The organism is Yersinia sp. KBS0713, from assembly GCF_005937895.2.
GTDB lineage: Bacteria > Pseudomonadota > Gammaproteobacteria > Enterobacterales > Enterobacteriaceae > Yersinia > Yersinia bercovieri.
The window spans coordinates 4,101,767-4,121,914 of the sequence record NZ_CP042173.1 but is presented as its reverse complement, the minus strand read 5'-3'; the positions used below and the strand labels follow the sequence as shown (position 1 = coordinate 4,121,914).

Sequence of the window (20,148 nt, the reverse complement as noted above, 5' to 3'; positions counted from 1 at the left end):
GATTGGATGGATATAAACGCGCTAGTTAATGAATTAACGCAGAGTATCAATAAGATAGGCCAGGATTTTCAAAGCCAGATGGCCTCGGGCAACCCTTCTGATCCTGAACATATGTTGAAGATGCAATTTGCTATGCAGCAGTATTCGTCTTACATCAATTTTAGTAGCGCCTTGATGAAGGGGATTAAAGATATGACCAGCGGAATCATTGCCAAAATATGACTTTACTTTCAGCAGCTTGCCGTCAATTAGTGGTTGAAGCCGCCCTCGCTGGAGTGAATCACAGCTTGCTGGATGAGGCTCGCAACATCCTGAATGTCCTGCCTCAATTAATACCCGATCCCTCGGTGCACCTAGTCTGTGAGGCGATGCTGCTATTTGGGCTGCATCAACAGGAAGATGCACTGGCATTACTGGCAACGTCCCGGTCAGAGGAGGCGCAGGCGATGCTAGTTTTGCTGCAACAAGGTATGGCGACGGGCAATAAGTGACGGGTGCTGACAACAGTGCCGAGTCGTAACATTTTGATCAACAGGAGATTATTGGATGGAAATTGATGCTATTCAGGCTGCGACCACACTGAGTACCTCATTGCAGCCGCCCGCTAATAGCCAACAAATAGCCAAATTTACGCAGTTGATGCAACAAGCTGAACCCACGACTCCCATGCTGTCGCCTGATCAATTGCTGGTGATGCAGTCACAATGGACTCACGCCACATTAGCGGTTGATTTAACAGCTAAAGTAGCCGGAGTCGTCGGGCAGAACATCAATAAATTGGTCAATATGCAATGAAACAGCTGCGGCGTATGGTCGCGACATGGCTGGTTGTGGTCTCCCTCTCTGGCTGTGGTATGGAGCTGTATAGCGGGCTTTCGGAGGGAGAAGCGAATCAGATGCTGGCGTTGCTGATGCTGCACCAAATTAAGGCCGAAAAACAGTCGGATAAAGGAGGTGCGGTCAGTTTGAGTGTCGATAAGAACCAGTTTATTAACGCGGTTGAACTGTTGCGGCAAAATGGTTTTCCTCGCCAGCAATTCACCACGGTAGATGAGTTGTTTCCTTCGAATCAACTGGTGACCTCACCCGGCCAGGAGCAGGCCAAAATGGTCTATTTGAAAGAGCAGCAACTGGAGAGCATGTTGAGCCATATGGATGGGGTGATCCATGCTGATGTGACTATCGCCATGCCCGCACCAACCGACGGAAAAAGCAGTGTTCCCCATGCCGCCTCAGTGTTTATCAAGTATTCGCCTGAGGTCAATTTGTTGATTTATCAGCCGCAAATCAAGAACCTGATCCGCGATGCAGTGCCGGGTATTGATTACGCCCAGATTAGCGTGGTGATGCAGCCCGCTAATTATCGATTTAGTGCCACCCCGCCGGCGCAAAGTGGCATGGGGAGGGGGCTGCAATGGTTGCTCCGTCATGGCGAAATAGTGCAGATAGTTTTAGGTGCGTTGCTGATTTTGTTGGTGGGGTTGTCGACAGCCGGTTTGGTGCGCTATTTGCGCCGATAAGTGGCTAATGGAGGAAAAAACGATGATATTACCGTTCACGACTGATATCCGACATCTACACCAGTTAGCCTGGCAACCGGCTAAATTTGCCCACCCTTTATGGCTGGAAAAAGCGGGTGTCAAGGCAGAACATTACCACTATGGTCGCAGTCACGCGCTGGATAATGCCCTAAATCGCGTGCTAATTCGGCAGCGAAAATTTCCCGAACATCCATTGCCTGCCACACTGAGCCAGCAGCAGCAGTACCAAATGGCCGGGCATCAACAGCTATCATCCCGCTGTCTGGCGCTGGGGTTGGTGCACTTACAATGTGATGAGTATCTGCGCCTGCGCCACTACCGCGAGGGGCTTTTGCCGCTGCTGAATGAGAGAAACATTCAGCAACTGATGGGGCTGGGCTATCACGGCCATCTTCCGGCCAGATTAAGCCGGCAGCAACTGCCCAGTGTCGCATTGCGCTTTGGGCATCGTCTCGCGCATCAGGTTCGTCATGACGAAGTGGTCTGGCGGGCCATCTCTATTCAGTTACCGCCCCAGCCCCGTGCGCTCTCATTGCCTGCGGCGTTGTTGCTCTCGGCTGAACATTGGTTAGCCCGACTGGAGCGTTTGCTGTGAATCCTTTTCATCTCAGGGTCGAGGTGTTCGATTACCCACTGCCGACCGGCGTGATTATTCCCGCTATGCAGTTGCAGAAAATGACGCAGTGTCGCGATATGTTGTCTGACGCCCACAGGCAGGCGGCGGAGATACTACAGGCAGCCAGCGCTGAGAAAGCGCAACTGTTGGCGCAGGCAGAGCAGCAGGCGGAGCAGTTGATTGATCAGACCCGCAGCCAGATCGAAGCTGATGTGTTGGCGCAGCATATCCGTTGGTTAGTGACCGCCGACCAATTGACCTCTTCGCTGGTGACTCAGGCTCGCCAGCAGATCTTAACCGCGATCACCTCGGTGCTCACCGCGTGGGCCGGTCAGCAAGCCGTGGATCAGATGCTGATTCAGCATCTGGGGGCGCAAGTGGAGGCACTGGCGCAGGAGGATGCCCTGGTTTTGCGGGTGCACCCGCAGCATCTTTCGGCAGTAACCGTCGCGCTCGGGGGGCGAGTACCTTGTCTTGGCGATGAGTGTCTGGCTGAGGATGAAGCGCAATTAGCCTCACCTCTGCTGCAAATCAGCTTCTCGCTGCACCGCCACTTAGCGCAACTTTTTCTTTGGCTACAGCTAGCACCACCACCCCAGCAGGAGCTGACTCATGATCACTGCGAATAATATCTCCCCGGCCACGGTTCCTGAGCACTCGCTGGAACATGGAACCTTGCAGGGGGAAGTCATCCCCGCTCACTCGGTGATGACTCTAGCCGGCCAGGAGCTACTTGAGATCCGCCAGGCGGTGTTGGGTGAGAGCATAGAGGAGACGCTGGAGGAGATCGGGCTGAGTCTGGGGGCGCGGCTGAAAGATCAAAAATCGGTTGAGGCCGAGGAGCGTAATCAGCGCCGTCAACAGTTACTGGTGAAGCTGATAGCTCAGCTATCCGACAGTGCCAACACCCTGTTGCAGCAGAACATTCCGCCGGATCTGGATATTGCCTTGCTGGTCAGCAAACTCCAGCAAGGGGGGTTATCGGCAGGGCAGCAAATTTTACTGCTCGCCACCCTGCTGGCGAATTGCAAAGACAATCCGTTACGCCGCCGCAGTTTATCGCAATTACTGGGGCCGCTACTGGAGAGTGAGGGCTGGGAGGTCGAGCTATTTGGTCTGCTGGAGTTGGGTAGCGCCGGCAGCCGCTCACTGGGCGCGCTAAAGCAGCTGTTTCAGCAGAGTATTCATCAGAGTGGAGTGTCGGTCGCGGAGTGGTTCGCGCGAGTCAGCCGCTGGCCGCAGCGTCAACAACGCGTCCGCGTTTTGATGCGCGCCGTGGCCTTTGATTTAGCCAGCCAGCCGCCGCCCAAACAGGGTGAGCGCCTGGCTGCTACCCTCGACCAATTACGCCGCTTGTTGATGTTTCTTGGGTTGGAGGATCACTGCTGCCGCATGGGGAGTGCCTGCGGGGTTGCGGGGGATACCATCCTCAGTGAAGTGCTGGCCGTCGTGGGGCAGCCCTGGCTATTTAATAGCTGGCTAGCGCCACGGGTGGCGATAATAACTGGCCCGGATGCCAACTTGCAGCGGGGATTTATTCGCCGGTTTTATGAGCTGGTCAAGCTGATGCCGGTCGAGTGTTTCAATGATGAGGAGCAGCAAGCACAAATTTTGGCGGTACTGCTGGAGATCTGATTAGACACTTCAGGCGAATGCCCGATAGCCGCAAACCTGCGAGCTTCGTATCCTATCATTACTCTATTTATCAAAAAATTAAGCTAATTACTGACATCTGATTCAATGGGGCACTGGTTATGGAGATGGATCTATTTGTTACCCGTAATCTCCAGCTATTTATCCGCATGGCGGAGTTGCCCTGTTCGGTAATTACCGCTCGTATGCAGTGGCAGTTGGCACAGCGGGTGGTTTTTCTTGAGTGGCGAGCATCCGCCCTGCTGCTGAGTTGCGGATTGCAACATCGGCGCTATAACAGTGATGACCTACTGCGGCTTCAGCAGTGCTGGCGGCTCGAGCGATTTAATGGTGTGCCACAGCGCATCTACTTGTTGAAAACGGGCATCATGGTCAGTTGCTCGCCGCCCCCACAGACGGGGGCCGAATTTTGGTATCAACTCTATCGCCAACAGTGTGCCTTGTTGCGCCAACTGCCGGGAGAGTGCCCATGAGGGTGTCCGCACTGAAGCGCGGTTTGATGATGATCACTGCGCGGCAGGATATCTTTCTGGCGGTGATGCTGCTGGTGGCGATCTTTATGATGATCCTGCCACTGCCGACAGTGATGGTCGATGTGTTGATCGCCATAAATCTGGCCTTCTCGGTTATTCTGCTAATGATCTCCATCTATCTGCGCGACCCGCTCGAATTCTCGGTCTTCCCCTCGCTGTTACTGATCACCACCCTGTACCGGCTGGCGCTGACCATCAGTACCACGCGCTTAGTGCTGTTACAGCATGATGCCGGGCAAATCGTCGAAGCATTTGGTCAGTTTGTGGTCGGCGGTAACCTGGCGGTGGGATTGATCATCTTTACCATCATCACCGTGGTTCAGTTTATCGTGATCACCAAAGGCTCTGAGCGGGTGGCGGAGGTCAGCGCCCGCTTCTCGCTTGATGGTATGCCGGGCAAACAGATGAGCATTGATGGTGATATGCGCGCTGGTGTGATCGACTCTGCCGAAGCGGGGCGGTTGCGGGAGCGAGTACAAAAAGAGAGCCGCCTGTTTGGTGCTATGGACGGGGCGATGAAGTTCGTCAAAGGAGATGCGATTGCCGGGATCATTGTCATTCTGGTGAATATCTTTGGTGGCATCACTATTGGTGTACTGCAACATAATATGTCGGCGGAACAGGCGATGCTCACCTATGCGGTGCTCTCCGTGGGGGATGGCCTGTGCGCCCAGATCCCGTCACTACTGATCTCGATCACCGCTGGGATTATTGTGACCCGCGTCCCCGGCGCTCATAAGCAGAGTTTGGCGAAAGACTTGGCGGTGCAGGTGGGACGTCAACCTGATGCCCTATGGCTAGCCGCGGGCATCCTGACGGTTTTTGCTCTGCTACCCGGTTTTCCCTTCCTGATTTTTATCACACTGGCGCTACTGGTGGCGGCCCCCGCATTCTTACTCTATCGCAAAAATCACGCCACCCGGCGCGGTCATGGGGCCGATAGTGCCGAAGAGAGCGGGGCGGCACCAACTGATAAAATGACCCCCGGTGCAGTACCGCTAATACTCTGTTGCGCCCCCAATTTGTACTATCCCCAACTGGGGCGAGATATTGACGGTTTGCGCTGGCGCTGGTTTGAGCACCTTGGCGTACCGCTGCCGGAGGTGATGATCCGTCGTGATCCGACATTGGCTGAAAATACCTTATCGATCCGCCTCTATCAGGAGTCGGTTTTGACCCTGACCCTCCCCTCCGATGAACTGTTATTGGTTCAGCCCACCAGTCAATTAGCCACACGTAGCCAGAAGTTGGGGGCGAAAATGGGCAGCTTTGAGTGGCTGGCCGCCGAGCAGGGCAGTCACGCCAGCACCCTGGGTATCCCTTACGCGCAAGGGAATCAGCGCACCCTTTACTGCCTGACGCGGGTGCTTGAGCGCCATACGGCTGAGTTTATCGGCGTGCAGGAGACCCGCTATCTGATGGATGCTATGGAGGGGCGCTACAGTGAATTAGTCAAAGAGTTACAGCGCCAGATGCCGGTGGGAAAAGTGGCTGAAATACTGCAACGGCTGGTGGAAGAGGATGTGTCGATCCGCGATTTGCGCACTATTTTCGGTGCGCTGGTGGCGTGGGCGCCGAAAGAGAAGGACAACGTGATGCTGACTGAATATGTCCGCATCGCCCTGCGCCGCCATGTGTGTGGCCGCTTCAGTAAAAACAGCGCCTGGTTACCGGTATTGCGGCTGGGGGAGGGGGCAGAGAATCTGATCCGCGAGTCGATTCGCCAGACCTCAGCAGGCACCTACTCCGCGCTGGACAATAAACACTCACGACTGATTCTCAGCAAAATAGCCGCCGCCTTTGCTGAAAACAGTGATGCGGTGCTACTGACCTCCATCGATATACGGCGTTTTCTGCGCAAAATTGTTGAGCGGGATATTTTCACGCTGCCGGTGCTCTCCTGGCAGGAACTGGGGGATGAGATGAATATCAGGGTGGTGGATACCATTGATCTTATTGGCGATGAGCTTGATGAGAGGCTAGGAGGTGGAGTTGCTGCAACTACCTGATATCGCAAATTTAAGCGCCCAGTTACAACAACAGTTGCAGCTGGCACTCTCCCCGCCAGATGGCATGGTGTATCGCGGGCCAATACTGGATGTCGGCCCGACTCTGGTCCGCGCCCATCTGCCCGGCGTGGCGTTAGGAGAGCTATGCCAGGTCGAAGCGCCGGATATGCTAGCGGAAGTGGTCGCCATTGAGCAACAAACGGCGCTGCTCTCCCCTTTTGCCCCCCCTGCGGGCTTGCGCTGCGGGCAGTGGGTGCGCCCACTTGGCCATAGCCATCGTATCCGTACCGGGCCTGATTTGCTTGGGCGAATTCTGGATGGCTTGGGGGTGCCGATCGATAGCGGCCCGCCACTGCGCGGGCATTGGTGTGAGCTAGATAGCGCGCCGCCCGATCCGCTGGCTCGCCAGCCGATAGATCAGATACTCACTACCGGGATCCGCGCGGTGGATGGCCTTCTGAGCTGCGGTGAAGGGCAGCGGATCGGCATTTTTGCCGCCGCAGGCGTCGGGAAAAGCACCTTGCTGAGCATGCTCTGTGCTGGCAGCCGCGCGGAGGTGATGGTGCTGGCGCTGATTGGTGAGCGCGGCCGCGAAGTGCGGGAGTTTCTGGATCAAGTGCTGACACCCGAAGCGCGCGCCCGCACGGTAGTGGTGGTGGCGACCTCTGATCGTCCGGCGCTGGAGCGACTAAAAGGTATCTATACCGCCACCCGAGTCGCCGAATATTTCCGCGATCGCGGGCTAAAAGTGCTACTGATGGCAGATTCGCTAACGCGCTATGCCCGCGCGGCCCGCGAGATTGGTCTGGCGGCGGGAGAGCTACCGGCCGCGGGCAGTTTCCCCCCCAGTGTTTTTGCCGCGTTACCCCGGCTTTTGGAGCGGGCAGGCAATAGCGCACAGGGCAGCATTACCGCGTTTTACACCGTGCTGGTGGAGGGGGATGACATGAATGAGCCGGTGGCTGATGAGGTGCGCTCGCTATTGGATGGGCACATTGTGCTCTCGCGGAAACTGGCCGGGGCGGGCCACTATCCGGCGATTGATATTGCCGCCAGTGTCAGCCGCATCATGCCGCAAATTGTCACTGACGAACATTTGGCACTGGCGCAAAAACTGCGTCAAATGCAAGCCTGCTATCAGGAGATCGAACTGCTGGTGCGGGTAGGTGAATATCAGGCCGGAGATGACCCGCAGGCCGATGAGGCACTCGCGCGCTACCCCACCATCTGTGCCTTTTTGCAACAGGAGAACCGCCTATCGTGCAATCCCGACGCCGTCAGCCTCAGCAACACACTCGCGCAACTCGCACAGGCGCTGGGCTAAAAAATCCGCAGTTAGTGATGTTGCAGCGCCTGCTAGTGCTGCGGCAACACAAAGAGCGGCGATTGCGCCAGCAATTGGCCCACCTGCGGCAGGCCTATCAGCAGCGGGAACAGCAATTAGCGGATTGTCGCCGCGAACGCCAGCAGCTATGTCAGCAGCTACAAAAACTGGCGCAGTGGCGCGGCAACTTACTGCCCGCGCAAGCTAGTGCCCAGCGAGAGCGGCAACATGAGTTGTATCAGGCGGAGCGACAGCGGCAAAAACAGATTGGCGAGTGGGTCGCGCTGGGGCAGCAACAACTGGCCGCAATTGAAGCACAACAGCTGCTGTTACGGCGTAATCAACGTGAACAAGAGAAGTTAGGGATGCTAATTAACCATGAGTCGAATCGATATTGAAGGCGCACTATCACTGCTCAGCGCAAGCCACTTTAGCGGCGAACCGCCAGGTTTAGGCCGTGAGCGGCAACAGCAGCAGTTTGCCGGCTATCTGCCACCACGATTGCGATCCTCGCAAACGATGGCCGAAGCCATTGCCTCGGCGGGGGGCGGTAACCCGATGCAGGCAGAGTACGGCATTGTCAGCGGGCCACTCTCCGGCGCTCGGGTCAGTGTCACTCTGGCGACCCACGGCCTGAACATTGTGCTCAGCCACACCAATCCTGACCTGATTACACGTTTACAACGGATGCAGGCTCGCTGGCAGCGACAACTACATACCTTGGGTTTCCCCTGCTTGCTGGAGGTCACTGATGCTGGCGTGTCTGACGGCTGAGTTGCGCCAACTGAGCGCGGTGATTGGTCGCGGGCGACAGAGTGCTGGGGTGACGGCCACCCTGATGCTGACCGAGGGCGAGGGGGTCTATCTGCCGCTGCACTATAGCGGTGAAGCCTGCGGTATTTGGCTCTCTCGGCCCTGCTGGCAAAACTGGCTGGCCTCGTCACTGGCGACGGACGATCCACAGGTTTTGGCGAGCGAGCTGGTGGTTGCCATGGCGAATTGGGCACTCAACCCGCTGTTGACCCCCCTGCCGGATCTGGTGATCCACAGTCGACTCCCACAGCCAATGACACTGTTAAGCCAATGGGTGGTGACACTGACGTTCGAGCTGGAGGGAGAGCCACTGAGTGCGGTGCTGCTTGATTGGCCGCTGACGGCATTGGCGGACACTTTATCTGATTGGCAGGGCGAGCAGGCCCCTGCGCAAGAGATGCAGTGGCAGGCCAGTTTGCTGGTGGGCTGGTGCCGCTTATCACTGAGCCAATTGCAGCAACTCAGACCCGGTGATGGAGTGCGGGTTACCGCCGCCGCCGCGTTAGAACAAGGAAACTGCTGGTTATGGCAAATGGCCTCGCCGCAGATTTATATCAAGCTGGAGGAGGGGAACCAAATGACCATTCAGCAGATTAATGACGATATTGACCACTTGCTAGCACTCGATACCGCCGCGCTAGCTAAGGAGCCGCAACCCCTGGTGCTCGATCACTTACCGCAAACACTGGTAATGGAAATTGGGCGGATAGCAGTGCCGCTAGGGGAGATCAAGCAACTGGCCGTCGGACAAACACTAAATTGCCAGACCAGCGTCTACGGGGAGGTCAATATTCGCCTCAATGGACAGCCGGTCGGGAGTGGGAGTTTGTTGCGGTGTGGTGAGGATTTAGTGGTTAGGATCGATCAATGGCACCTTACCCTGCGGCCTTGACGCCACAGCGGTGTTAGCGGCACTCACGCGCCCGAATCACTTACTGGAGTAAGCTCATCGGGACTTGTTCACTTGCTGCCTTGCTGTAACGCCAATGACTTTGGGTACTCCCTGCGGCCTTGACGCCACAGCGGTGTTAGCGGCACTCACGCGCCCGAATCACTTACTGGAGTAAGCTCATCGGGACTTGTTCACTTGCTGCCTTGCTGTAACGCCAATGACTTTGGGTACTCCCTGCGGCCTTGACGCCACAGCGGTGTTAGCGGCACTCACGCGCCCGAATCACTTACTGGAGTAAGCTCATCGGGACTTGTTCACTTGCTGCCTTGCTGTAACGCCAATGACTTTGGGTACTCCCTGCGGCCTTGACGCCACAGCGGTGTTAGCGGCACTCACGCGCCCGAATCACTTACTGGAGTAAGCTCATCGGGACTTGTTCATTTGCTGCCTTGCTGTAACGCCAATGACTTTGGGTACTCCCTGCGGCCTTGACGCCACAGCGGTGTTTTCAGGTTATGACCTGATTCCTGAGAGGATAGACAATAAGAATACTGTGGGAACTCATTTTTAACTCAACAGGCCAGCTGTTGCGGAACCGACTATGGAGTTACTGAACTCGTCCTCTCAATTGATTCTGCTGCTTTTTTTTCTATCACTGCTGCCCCTGCTGGTGGTGATGGGGACGTCGTTTCTCAAGTTATCCATCGTCTTTTCATTGCTGCGCAATGCGTTGGGGGTGCAGCAAGTCCCCCCCAATATCGCCATTTACGGTCTGGCACTGGTATTGACCATATTTATCATGGCGCCGGTGGGATTAGATGTACATGCCCGCCTTCAAGAGGAGCCGCTACCCAATGAGATCGGCGCGTTACTCGAGCATATTGATAAGCATGCGCTGGGGCCATACCGCGATTTTTTGCAGCGCAATACTGATGCTGAGCAAGCCACTTTCTTTAACGATATCGTCCAAACCAAGTGGCCAGAACGTTTGCGCGATAGCGTAAAACCTAGCTCACTGCTGATATTAATGCCCGCCTTTACCCTAAGCCAACTGACGGAAGCTTTCAAAATTGGCCTGTTGCTCTACCTGCCGTTTGTGGCGATCGATCTGATCGTCTCCAATATTTTGCTGGCGATGGGCATGATGATGGTGTCACCCATCACCATTTCACTGCCATTTAAGCTATTGATATTCATACTCGTTAATGGTTGGGGGCTACTGATGGGCCAGTTGGTGGGGTCCTACTTATGACTCTCCTCCAGAGGCGGTCGCAATGAGCAATGCCATTGTTATTCATCTGGCGACCCAGTTGCTATGGATAGTGCTCCTGCTGTCGATGCCGGTGGTGGTGGTGGCCTCCGTGGTCGGGTTAGTTGTCAGTCTGTTGCAGGCACTCACCCAAATTCAGGATCAGACCTTACAGTTTTTGATTAAGTTGCTGGCGGTATCCGCCACATTACTGATTACTTATCACTGGATGGGGTCGACACTGCTCAATTATACCCAGCAGACTTTTTTACAAATCACCAGTATGCGAACCTAATATGCATGATTTCGTGTACTGGCTAGGGGCGCTGGGGTTGGCCATGATGCGCCCCTATGGCACGTTGCTGATATTGCCACTCTTTACCGCCCGCAGCTTGGGTAGTGCTTTATTGCGCAATGCCTTGATTTTCGCCATCGCCCTGCCTATCACCCCTCTCTTTTTTAGCCCATCACTCATGACTCACGAGAGTTTCACCGCGTGGTTTGGGCTGCTCTGCACTGAGTTACTGATTGGGGTGATGATTGGCTTTGTGGCCGCCTTACCTTTCTGGGCCATCGACATGGCGGGCTTTTTGATTGATACCTTGCGCGGCGCGACGATGTCGACCCTGTTTAACCCCAGCATGGGCATGGAGTCCTCCATTTTTGGTGTGCTATTTACCCAGCTATTAACTGTGCTGTTTTTGATCTCCGGCGGATTTAACCTGGTGCTGGGCGCGCTCTATGGCTCCTATGACACTCTGCCGATAGGCAGTGGTATTCATCCCTCATCGGCCATGCTGCCATTTCTGCAAAGTGAGTGGCAACTGATGTATGAGCTGTGTCTGAGCTTTGCGCTACCCGCGATGATGGTGATGGTGTTGGCGGATTTATCCTTGGGGTTAATCAATCGTTCGGCGCAGCAATTGAATGTTTTCTTCCTGGCGATGCCGATTAAGAGCGCGCTGGCACTGTTGCTGCTACTCATTAGCCTCCCTTACGCGCTACATCACTACTTGGTAGGCATTAACCACACCGAGCAGAAATTAAGCACATTGGTCCCACTGATAAGTCAGGCCGCCGATGAGCGGTGAGAGCGGCGAGAAGAACGAAAAGCCGACGGCAAAGCGCCTGAAAGAGGCGCGAGAAAAAGGGCAGGTGATTAAGAGTGTTGAAATCACCTCCGGCCTACAGTTGGTGGTGCTGGTCACCTATTTCCTGCTGACCGGTTACACCTTGGTGGAACAGGCCAAGGTACTTATTCGCGACACTATCGAGCAGTTACATCAGCCACTGACCATGGCGCTGGCCCATATTGGCAGCGAATGTCTGGCGGTGCTGCTCCACATTATGGGGATACTCGGTGGCGCACTGGTTTTAATCACGATTATCTCCGGTTTTGCTCAGGTCGGGCCGCTGATGGCGACCAAAGCGGTGGAGTTTAAAGGCGAACATATCAATCCCATCAATAACGCCAAGCAGCTTTTTTCACTGCGCAGTCTGTTTGAGTTAACCAAATCACTGCTGAAAGTGGGCGTCCTCACCCTGATTTTTGGCTATTTATTGATGCACTATGCGGCCTCATTGGGTTATCTGGCTTACTGCGGTAGCCAATGTGCCATCCCCGTATTCGCCACATTGATGGGTTGGCTATTGGGCGCGCTGATTGCTTGTTACATGGTTTTCTCTTTGATGGATTATGCTTTTCAGCGCTACAACACCATGAAACAGCTGAAAATGTCTCTCGAGGAGGTCAAGCGGGAGTATAAAGAGAGTGACGGCGATCCGCACATTAAGCAGAAGCGCCGCCAGTTGCAGCAGGAAGTACAAAGTGGCAGTTTTGCTAAAAATGTCCAGCGCGCCACGGCGGTGGTGCGTAACCCCACCCATTTTGCCGTCTGCCTGCTTTATCACCCTGAGGATGCGCCGCTGCCGGTGGTGATTGAGAAGGGCCATGGTGAGCGGGCGGCCTTGATTATCAAACTGGCGGAGCAGCAAGGGACCCCGGTGGTGGAAAATATTGCCCTGGCGCGGGCGCTGCATCACGGCGTGGCCTGTGGCGAGAACATCCCCGAGCAATTTTTTGAGCCGGTAGCCGCCCTTCTACGCATGGCTTTGGCGTTGGAGTATCAACCGCAGCAGGAGGATGACCCCTGATCAGCGCGGCATTACCACGACTATGGTGCGCTTAATGAGTTAACTTTTGATTAACATCCAAATAACCGCACGATGATGCTTCATTGACGAAGTAATTGGCTTATTATATTTAGGTCTATTATTCCGTCGCTGCAGATAACCTGATATCGCAGCTGACAACATCCATTGTGGAGGTGTCAGTGTGAGCTGGCAGATGTTTAAATCTCAATATCTGGTGCGCTTTTGGGCACCATTGCCGGCGGTCATTGCCGCGGGTGTTCTCTCGACCTATTACTTTGGTTTAACCGGCACTTTTTGGGCGGTGACTGGCGAGTTCACGCGCTGGGGTGGTCATCTGATGCAGCTGTTTGGTGCACATCCACAAGAGTGGGGTTACTTTAAAGTTATCGGATTGGCAGGGACGCCACTGGATCGTATCGATGGCATGATGATCATCGGCATGTTTGCTGGGTGTATCGCCGCCGCGCTCTGGGCCAACAACGTGAAGTTGCGAAAGCCCCAGCACGCTATTCGCATTGCGCAGGCCCTGATTGGCGGCATTATTGCCGGTTTTGGTGCGCGTTTGGCGATGGGGTGCAATCTGGCGGCCTTCTTCACCGGTATTCCACAGTTTTCGCTCCACGCCTGGTTCTTTGCGCTGGCGACCGCCGTCGGTTCCTACTTTGGTGCTAAATTCACCCTGTTGCCGCTGTTTCGTATCCCGGTCAAATTACAAAAAGTGACGGCAGCCTCGCCGCTGACTCAGCATCCTGCCAGAGCGGCGCGCCGTTTTCGCCTCGGCATGGTGGTATTTGTTCTGGCGCTAAGTTGGTCACTGATTGAGTTATTCCGCCACCCAAAACTGGGCATTGCCATGTTGTGCGGCATCGGTTTTGGGCTGTTGATTGAGCGGGCGCAGATCTGCTTTACTTCCGCGTTTCGCGATCTGTGGATCACTGGCCGCACCCATATGGCAAAGGCCATTATTTTGGGCATGGCAGTGAGCGCCATCGGCATTTTCAGTTATGTCCAACTGGGGGTGGCACCGAAGATCTTATGGGCCGGGCCGAATGCGGTGCTTGGTGGCCTGCTATTTGGTTTTGGCATCGTATTGGCAGGGGGGTGCGAAACCGGCTGGATGTATCGCGCGGTGGAAGGGCAGATTCACTATTGGTGGGTGGGGCTGGGCAATATTATCGGTGCGACCCTTTTGGCCTACTATTGGGACGATTTCGCCCCTGCGCTGGCAACCCACTATGACAAAGTGAACCTGCTGGAAACCTTCGGCCCGGTGGGCGGATTGCTGCTCACTTACCTGATGCTCGCCGCCGCTTTCGCCGCCATGCTGTGGTGGGAAAAACGTTTCTTCCGTCAACAGAATGCCCGCAAACAAAACGTCGCCACCTCTGTTTCGGTCAAGGAGTCACTATGAGTCATTCACCTGATAAACCTATCGTGCCCGATTACCGTTTGGATATGGTGGGCGAACCCTGCCCATATCCAGCGGTGGCGACGCTGGAAGCGATGCCACAACTGAAACTGGGTGAAATTCTGGAGGTGATCAGCGACTGCCCGCAATCCATCAATAACATTCCGCTGGATGCGCGAAATTACGGCTATACCGTGCTGGATATCCAGCAAGACGGCCCGACTATTCGCTATTTGATTCAGCGCTGAATACCGGAGTATAGCGCTCAACGTTGCACGTTAGCTCAATGCTTCACGTTATAAGCAATGGGCGCTATCAACTCAATCACCCCGTTTTTTAATAATTCGACAGGGGGGATGGGCAGAGGCTGGGCGCGTGAAATCAGCACCATGGCTTCGCGATCCAATATCTTGGCACCCGAGCTGGAAAATAGCTCGGCGGTTAACACTTTTCCTTGGTGATCAACCACAAAGCGGATCTGGCTAATCCCTTCCAGACGATAGCGCAATGCCTCGCGTGGGTATCGCTTATAGCGTGCAAGATGCGCCAGTACATCACTCTGCCACGAGGCTTTGCCACTTATGGCGGCGGAGGCTTCACTGGAGAATGTGGCGGCATTTTTCTGGCTCTCACCCGACAGTGGGGCGCTGGTGGTCGGAGCGGCTTTTTCAGCTACAACTGGCAACGGCGTGTCTGTCCGTGGTTTGACCGGGGTTATTTTCCTCTTCGGCACCACCTTTTCCGGCTTGATGGCATGGGTGCCATTGGGGGCGGCGGTTAGTTTGGGTAACTCTTCGGGCAGCTTCTCTGGCGCTGCCTCATCCGGTGCTGCCATATTTTGCTGTTGCCCGAGCGGCACATCGAGAGGGAGAGATTTTGCCTGCTGATAGAGTGTCAATTCGATCATCACTGCGGGGGGCAGCACCCCCTGTGGGGCCATTTTGGTGATCCAACCGAGCATAAACGCGGCGGCGAGCATATGCAGGCCGATACCCAGTAATAAGCTGATACTCCAACGTGTTTTGGGCCGCCCAAGGGGTAACCCCATTTTAATATTCTGGCTATTTTCTACTGTCGGCATAAGAGTGCCGCTGACTGCCATCAGGCAAAATAATGTCATTACAGACTCCGCAGGTAATGAGTGAGTTAAGTTTATTATATTGATTAATAACGTTTTAATTTCTTATTTGTGTTTACAATTACTCGCAGAGATATTTATTCCCCCGCAGATAATAAGCGACAGATTATACAAATCAATAATCATATTGATAGTTATTGTGATTATCATTTGCATTTGATCGACGTTTTCGCTTATAACCGCCAGCCTTAGAAGTGTGAAGCCGTTGGGTATTCACCTCATATTTTACTCACTGTTTTATTGCTCTTTTTCTTTATTGCTCTTTTTCACCAGCAAGATGTGAGCCACTGGATTGATGTACCTGATGCCACAGGTTTTTGCGTGACTGCCCGCACGCCGACAATCTGAGGCTGTACTCTCTAACGGATGCCTTCATGGATAAACCGCCATCAAACAAAGTGAGTCTGGCTTACCAGAGCACTTATGGTCAGTTGGTCAGCTTCTTTCGCAAAAGGCTGGATAATGCCAGTGACGCCACGGATCTGTCGCAAGATGTTTTTGCGTTGTGGCTAAAGCGGGCGAAAGAGACGCCAGTGGAGCATTCGCGGGCATTTCTCTTTAAGATTGCCCACCGCGTGTTGATTGATCATTGGCGAGCCGCGGGCAAGCAGCGCAGAGTGTTAGCGCAGAGCCATGAAGAGGTGTCACCGGAGCCGGAGATGGCACCGGCTGGCGCAGATCCGCAGCATGTGCTGGAGCAGCAGCAGCGGTTGAGCCGATTGGAAGAGGCGCTAAACAGCCTAAGTCCGCGCCGTCGCGAGGCTTTTTTGATGCATCGCTTTGATGGCCTATCGCAGATTGAGGTGGCGGAGAGAATGGGCATTTCTGTCAGTATGGTTGAAAAACATATCGCGGGCGCGTTACTGCATTGCAAGCGCCACGTTGCTGAACAGGGGGGTGGGCAACATGATGAGTGATAGTCGTGAAATCGATGAACAGGCGGCGCTGTGGTTCAGCCGCAGCCAGGCGCGGCGCTTAACCAATGAGGAGCAGAGGCAACTGGAAACCTGGCTGCAAAGCTCCCCCTCCCATGCCGAGGCTTTTCGCCAGATGCAGCAGCTGTGGGGTGATTGCGCATTGATTGCCCGCCCCGCCAGCGCCCCGCAACCCAAAAAGCACGCCAGCCGTTGGCGGCCCCTGCGCAGTTGTGCCGCCGGGCTATTTTTCCTGTTCGCCCTGCTGTTGCCAATGAGTCAACTGCCGCTGTTACTGACCAATGATATCCAGCTGCAAACCGCCAATAATAGCCGCGAAATCGTGCTGTCGGACGGCACCCGAGTCCATGTGAATCGCCATTCACAAATCCGTGTTCACTACGCGAAAGAGAACCGCCAGCTCTGGCTGGATCAGGGTGAAATCTACCTGCAAGTGGCCGCTAACAAAACCCGCCCCTTCTTGGTGTATGCCGGCGAGAGTCAGGTAAGGGTGGTGGGTACTGCATTTGAGGTGCGTTTTGAGGCGGGAGAAGTGGCGGTGGCCGTCAAACAAGGTATTGTCGCCATGACTGGCAGGCCGAATATGGCGGCAGTGATGCTACACGCCGGTGATCGTGCGCAACTGTTGCCAGAGAAAAAACGCCTGTTGCTCAGTCAGTTACCGGTCGCTGAGATTGGTGAGTGGCGTAGCGGGCAACTGCTGTTCCGTAACCGCCCCTTGGGTGAGTTGCTCGCTGAATTGCGGCGGTATCGGCCGGGTAACATTGAGCTTATTGACGCCAGTTTGGCGCAGTTACCGGTATCCGGTTCACTGGATTTGCATCACCCTGATGAGTTCCTCGACTCACTACCGCTGCTATTGGCCGTGAATGTGATTCATGACGCTAAAGGTAACGTGCTGATTTCACGCGGTTTAAATAAAAAGCAGTAAAAAGTAAAAAATAATTAAATTTATAGGTGAGGATAATTCTCATTATCACGTCTTCCCTGATGCTGGTGCTGATTGGCATGGCATTGACATTTCTTAGGGAAGAAATAGCGTGATGATAAAAAATAAGAATAAATATTCTGGGATAGCTGTTCTCTCGGCTCTGGCGCTGGCAACGCTAATGGTCACGCAGGGAGTCAAGGCTGCGGATTTGCAGCTCAATCTGGCCGCTCAGCCATTGGCGAATGCCATTGCCAATGTGGCCAAACAGGGCCAACTGCATGTTATCTTTGATGAATCTGAGTTGCGTCAACTGCGTGCGCCAGCCTTAAGCGGCAACTACAGCCCGCAAGCCGCCTTGCAGCAACTGCTGGCGGGCAGTGGGCTGGAGCTGATTGCCAGTGGCAAGGGGTATGTGATTCGCCCGATGCTGGCGGCAGGTGTCAATGGGGGCAGCATGGTGCTGCCAACCACCTCGGTTATGGGCGAGGCTGCTGGTCGTGCCGCCGTAGATAACCTGATGTCAGCCCCGCAGCTGGTCACCTCCGAAGAGATCCGCCAGCGGCCGACTGGTAACGGCAATATCACCGAGCTACTGCGCACCAACCCCGCGGTTCAATTCTCCAATAGCGGCAACACCAGTCTGACGCAGGGCGAAATCAAACCCGGCGCTATCTCGATTCATGGCTCGTCGAGCTATCAAAACGCCTACAAACTGGATGGCGTCAGCTTCAATAATGACATCGATCCCGCCAGCGACGGCAACGGCGAAACCATTACCCGTGTCGACAGTGGCGATCAGGGGATGTACATCGACAGCCGTCTGATTGATAGCATGAATGTGTTCGATAATAACATTCCAGTAGAGTATGGCGGTTTTACCGGCGGTACTGTGGATGTGACCAGCCGCCGCTGGCGTGGCGAGAACAGCGGGCATCTGTACTACCGCGAAACTCGCTCGGCGTGGAACAAGGTTTTCACTGATCCAGATATGCAGTTCGACAGTGCGAAAAACGACACCAGCCGCCCTGCGCGCTATCAGCCCAAGTACAATAAGCAAAGTTTTGGTGGCTGGTTTGAAGCTGGCATCACCGACAACATGGGCATCGTATTCTCCGCCTCACAGCGCCTCTCCGATATTCCAAGCTACACCTCCGGCGGCGACGGCTTGCAGTTAGGGCCGAATAATGAGCTGGAAGTGGTCTCCGCGACGCCGGGCTATCGTAGCCAGAAACGGGTGTCGGATAACTATTTTGCCAAGCTCTCCTGGGATGCCAACGAGCGCACTAGCGCCCATCTCTCCGCCAACTACTCGGCTTACACCAGCACACTCTTCTCCAGCAGCGTGATTAACTCCGGCTATGACAATGACCATAACGGCTTGAGCACCACGTTACAGTTGGAGCACCGTTTTGATATCGCCAGTCTGGACTTCACCGCCGGTTATCAGCAACTGACTGACGAACGCACCAATGATGTGAAAGATTTTTATACCCTGGAAGATTACGTCACCGATTGGCGTAATCCGCAGTTTTATAACAATGGCGGGCAGGGGGATTTGACCACCCGCCAGAACAGCGCCACGGCGAAAGGGGTGCTGCGCTTTAATGAGTTCACCGCATTGGGTCTGCAACACTCACCCAATCTTGGCTTTGAGTTCAACAAAACTGACGCCCGCTATACCCGTGATCGCGACTACTACCGCTACAAATTCAGTGGGTCAGCAGATGATGTTGCGTCACTGACCGAAGCCAGTTACATCACCCGTTTCCGCGCCGGTAACTATGAAGCGGGCTACATCAACTACGCGCTGTTTTTGGATGACAGTATGCAGTATGGCCGTCTGACGGTTCGCCCCGGCGTACGTTTGGATCGCGATGATTTTGTTCAGAAAACCAATATCGCACCGCGCCTAAGCAGTAGCCTCGATCTGTTTGGCACTGGCGATACCGTGCTGATAGCCGGGGCCAACCGCTATTATGGCCGCTCAATGCTGACCTACGCGTTGTACGAAGCGCAAAATGCGGGCATGGAACACTGCTACTACTTCTGCTCGCTGGACCCAGCAGAAAATGAGTGGGACGGGGTGAAAGATTTTGAAGGCATCGACAGCTTATCGACCCCTTATAACGATGAGCTGAGCTTCGCCCTTCAGCAGCAGGTGATGCAGAGCGTCTGGCGCTTGCAGTACGTACACCGCGAAGGTTACGACGAAGTGCGCAGCCGCACTAAATACCGCAATCCCAATAGTGCGGCCCAGGCCCGTATCCGCACCTTTGATAATGGTGGGCGCAGCAGCAACGACAGCGTTTCACTCTCGGTCAGCAACAGCAAACCTTGGGAGCTGGCCTCGACCACTCATGCCTTTACTGGCTCACTGAGCTGGCAGCAAAGTAAGAGCAATACCCCGAAAGATCAGGGCTATGCCTTCTTTGATCCGAACACCAAGCTGGACTCCGACAAAGTGTGGTACGACGGCAAAGTGATCAATGCCGCCGACCTGCCATCGACCAACTTTAACTCGCCATGGCGACTCAATCTGGAACTCACCAGTGAGTGGCAAGAGTACAACCTGACTTTCTATAACCTGTGGCAATGGCGCAGTTCGCGCAGTCAGGCGGTGCGCTATCAGAATGAGTATTACACCGACATCAACAGCGGCACGCAGATGCTGAAATATGAGAAAACGCACTTTGCCAGCAACTTTATCTGGGACAGTAAAGTGACCTGGCAGCCCGATTTTGCTTATGGCGTCGGGATCTCAGTTGAGGTGAATAACCTGCTGAATAAACGCAATGTGGCCGACACCTTTGTGTATGGCGACCGCGTGCTGCACTCCTATGATCCGGGCCGCCAATTCTGGCTGCAACTGAGTTACGACCTCTAACCTATTGATAAAACAGTGACCTAAACCATCGGGTTGCCCAGATGGCGGCCCGATACTTTTTGTTCTGA

General features: G+C 54.6%; 23 protein-coding genes. 22 read left to right on the top strand and 1 reads right to left on the bottom strand.

Annotation, left to right across the window (positions count from 1 at the left end):
• Window positions 1-6 precede the first annotated feature (6 nt).
• From sctF to yedF, 19 genes are all read left to right on the top strand, one after another.
• Entirely contained in the window at window positions 7-222 is a 216-nt protein-coding gene (gene sctF, locus FFE93_RS19535; protein ID WP_005278146.1) for a type III secretion system needle filament subunit SctF, read from the top strand.
• Window positions 219-491, top strand: coding sequence for an EscG/YscG/SsaH family type III secretion system needle protein co-chaperone (locus FFE93_RS19530; RefSeq protein WP_049602909.1), 273 nt, complete (start codon window positions 219-221; stop codon window positions 489-491). Before sctF ends, FFE93_RS19530 begins: the two co-directional genes overlap by 4 nt.
• A 55-nt stretch (window positions 492-546) precedes the next feature.
• A complete protein-coding gene (gene sctI, locus FFE93_RS19525) occupies window positions 547-795 on the top strand; it encodes a type III secretion system inner rod subunit SctI (protein WP_005278142.1) in 249 nt (82 codons plus the stop codon).
• Window positions 792-1,520: a type III secretion system inner membrane ring lipoprotein SctJ gene (gene sctJ / locus FFE93_RS19520; protein ID WP_032898684.1), complete on the top strand. Its 729-nt coding sequence runs from the start codon at window positions 792-794 to the stop codon at window positions 1,518-1,520. Before sctI ends, sctJ begins: the two co-directional genes overlap by 4 nt.
• A gap of 22 nt (window positions 1,521-1,542) precedes the next feature.
• Window positions 1,543-2,136, top strand: a complete 594-nt coding sequence (locus FFE93_RS19515) for a type III secretion system domain-containing protein (protein ID WP_032898682.1) — start codon at window positions 1,543-1,545, stop codon at window positions 2,134-2,136.
• Complete coding sequence (gene sctL / locus FFE93_RS19510) at window positions 2,133-2,786, top strand: type III secretion system stator protein SctL (protein ID WP_032898681.1); 654 nt, start codon at window positions 2,133-2,135, stop codon at window positions 2,784-2,786. Before FFE93_RS19515 ends, sctL begins: the two co-directional genes overlap by 4 nt.
• Window positions 2,770-3,792 (top strand): TyeA family type III secretion system gatekeeper subunit, encoded by a 1,023-nt coding sequence (locus tag FFE93_RS19505; protein ID WP_032898679.1) that lies wholly within the window; start codon window positions 2,770-2,772, stop codon window positions 3,790-3,792. The genes sctL and FFE93_RS19505 overlap by 17 nt, the downstream gene beginning before the upstream one ends.
• 119 nt (window positions 3,793-3,911) lie before the next feature.
• Complete coding sequence (locus tag FFE93_RS19500; protein ID WP_005278136.1) at window positions 3,912-4,283, top strand: hypothetical protein; 372 nt, start codon at window positions 3,912-3,914, stop codon at window positions 4,281-4,283.
• Window positions 4,280-6,352, top strand: a complete 2,073-nt coding sequence (locus tag FFE93_RS19495) for an EscV/YscV/HrcV family type III secretion system export apparatus protein (protein WP_138775837.1) — start codon at window positions 4,280-4,282, stop codon at window positions 6,350-6,352. Before FFE93_RS19500 ends, FFE93_RS19495 begins: the two co-directional genes overlap by 4 nt.
• Window positions 6,339-7,676: an EscN/YscN/HrcN family type III secretion system ATPase gene (locus FFE93_RS19490; protein WP_138776029.1), complete on the top strand. Its 1,338-nt coding sequence runs from the start codon at window positions 6,339-6,341 to the stop codon at window positions 7,674-7,676. The genes FFE93_RS19495 and FFE93_RS19490 overlap by 14 nt, the downstream gene beginning before the upstream one ends.
• Window positions 7,677-7,693: 17 nt before the next feature.
• Complete coding sequence (locus tag FFE93_RS19485) at window positions 7,694-8,074, top strand: hypothetical protein (protein WP_005279834.1); 381 nt, start codon at window positions 7,694-7,696, stop codon at window positions 8,072-8,074.
• Entirely contained in the window at window positions 8,055-8,450 is a 396-nt protein-coding gene (locus FFE93_RS19480; RefSeq protein WP_138775835.1) for a hypothetical protein, read from the top strand. The genes FFE93_RS19485 and FFE93_RS19480 overlap by 20 nt, the downstream gene beginning before the upstream one ends.
• On the top strand, window positions 8,428-9,381 hold the full coding sequence (locus FFE93_RS19475; protein WP_138775833.1) for a YscQ/HrcQ family type III secretion apparatus protein: 954 nt from the start codon (window positions 8,428-8,430) through the stop codon (window positions 9,379-9,381). The genes FFE93_RS19480 and FFE93_RS19475 overlap by 23 nt, the downstream gene beginning before the upstream one ends.
• A gap of 601 nt (window positions 9,382-9,982) precedes the next feature.
• On the top strand, window positions 9,983-10,633 hold the full coding sequence (gene sctR / locus FFE93_RS19470) for a type III secretion system export apparatus subunit SctR (RefSeq protein ID WP_138775831.1): 651 nt from the start codon (window positions 9,983-9,985) through the stop codon (window positions 10,631-10,633).
• 22 nt (window positions 10,634-10,655) lie between these two features.
• Complete coding sequence (locus tag FFE93_RS19465; protein ID WP_005276676.1) at window positions 10,656-10,925, top strand: EscS/YscS/HrcS family type III secretion system export apparatus protein; 270 nt, start codon at window positions 10,656-10,658, stop codon at window positions 10,923-10,925.
• 1 nt (window position 10,926) lies between these two features.
• Complete coding sequence (locus tag FFE93_RS19460) at window positions 10,927-11,721, top strand: EscT/YscT/HrcT family type III secretion system export apparatus protein (RefSeq protein WP_049602917.1); 795 nt, start codon at window positions 10,927-10,929, stop codon at window positions 11,719-11,721.
• A complete protein-coding gene (locus tag FFE93_RS19455) occupies window positions 11,711-12,784 on the top strand; it encodes an EscU/YscU/HrcU family type III secretion system export apparatus switch protein (RefSeq protein ID WP_138775829.1) in 1,074 nt (357 codons plus the stop codon). The genes FFE93_RS19460 and FFE93_RS19455 overlap by 11 nt, the downstream gene beginning before the upstream one ends.
• A 181-nt stretch (window positions 12,785-12,965) precedes the next feature.
• Window positions 12,966-14,195, top strand: coding sequence for a selenium metabolism membrane protein YedE/FdhT (gene yedE, locus FFE93_RS19450; RefSeq protein ID WP_049602919.1), 1,230 nt, complete (start codon window positions 12,966-12,968; stop codon window positions 14,193-14,195).
• Entirely contained in the window at window positions 14,192-14,440 is a 249-nt protein-coding gene (gene yedF / locus FFE93_RS19445; protein WP_032898369.1) for a sulfurtransferase-like selenium metabolism protein YedF, read from the top strand. Before yedE ends, yedF begins: the two co-directional genes overlap by 4 nt.
• Window positions 14,441-14,475: 35 nt before the next feature.
• On the opposite strand, the gene FFE93_RS19440 is transcribed toward yedF, so the two are convergent.
• Window positions 14,476-15,240, bottom strand: a complete 765-nt coding sequence (locus tag FFE93_RS19440) for an energy transducer TonB (protein ID WP_049602935.1) — start codon at window positions 15,238-15,240, stop codon at window positions 14,476-14,478.
• A gap of 464 nt (window positions 15,241-15,704) precedes the next feature.
• Here FFE93_RS19440 and FFE93_RS19435 point away from each other — a divergent pair, with 464 nt between their 5' ends.
• The 3 genes from FFE93_RS19435 to FFE93_RS19425 all read left to right on the top strand — a co-directional run bounded on the left by FFE93_RS19435 (window position 15,705) and on the right by FFE93_RS19425 (window position 20,080).
• Window positions 15,705-16,247: an RNA polymerase sigma factor gene (locus FFE93_RS19435; protein ID WP_005276669.1), complete on the top strand. Its 543-nt coding sequence runs from the start codon at window positions 15,705-15,707 to the stop codon at window positions 16,245-16,247.
• Window positions 16,237-17,196, top strand: coding sequence for a FecR family protein (locus tag FFE93_RS19430; RefSeq protein ID WP_032898368.1), 960 nt, complete (start codon window positions 16,237-16,239; stop codon window positions 17,194-17,196). The genes FFE93_RS19435 and FFE93_RS19430 overlap by 11 nt, the downstream gene beginning before the upstream one ends.
• 112 nt (window positions 17,197-17,308) lie before the next feature.
• Window positions 17,309-20,080: a TonB-dependent receptor gene (locus FFE93_RS19425; RefSeq protein WP_186367726.1), complete on the top strand. Its 2,772-nt coding sequence runs from the start codon at window positions 17,309-17,311 to the stop codon at window positions 20,078-20,080.
• The last annotated feature ends 68 nt before the right edge of the window (window positions 20,081-20,148 follow it).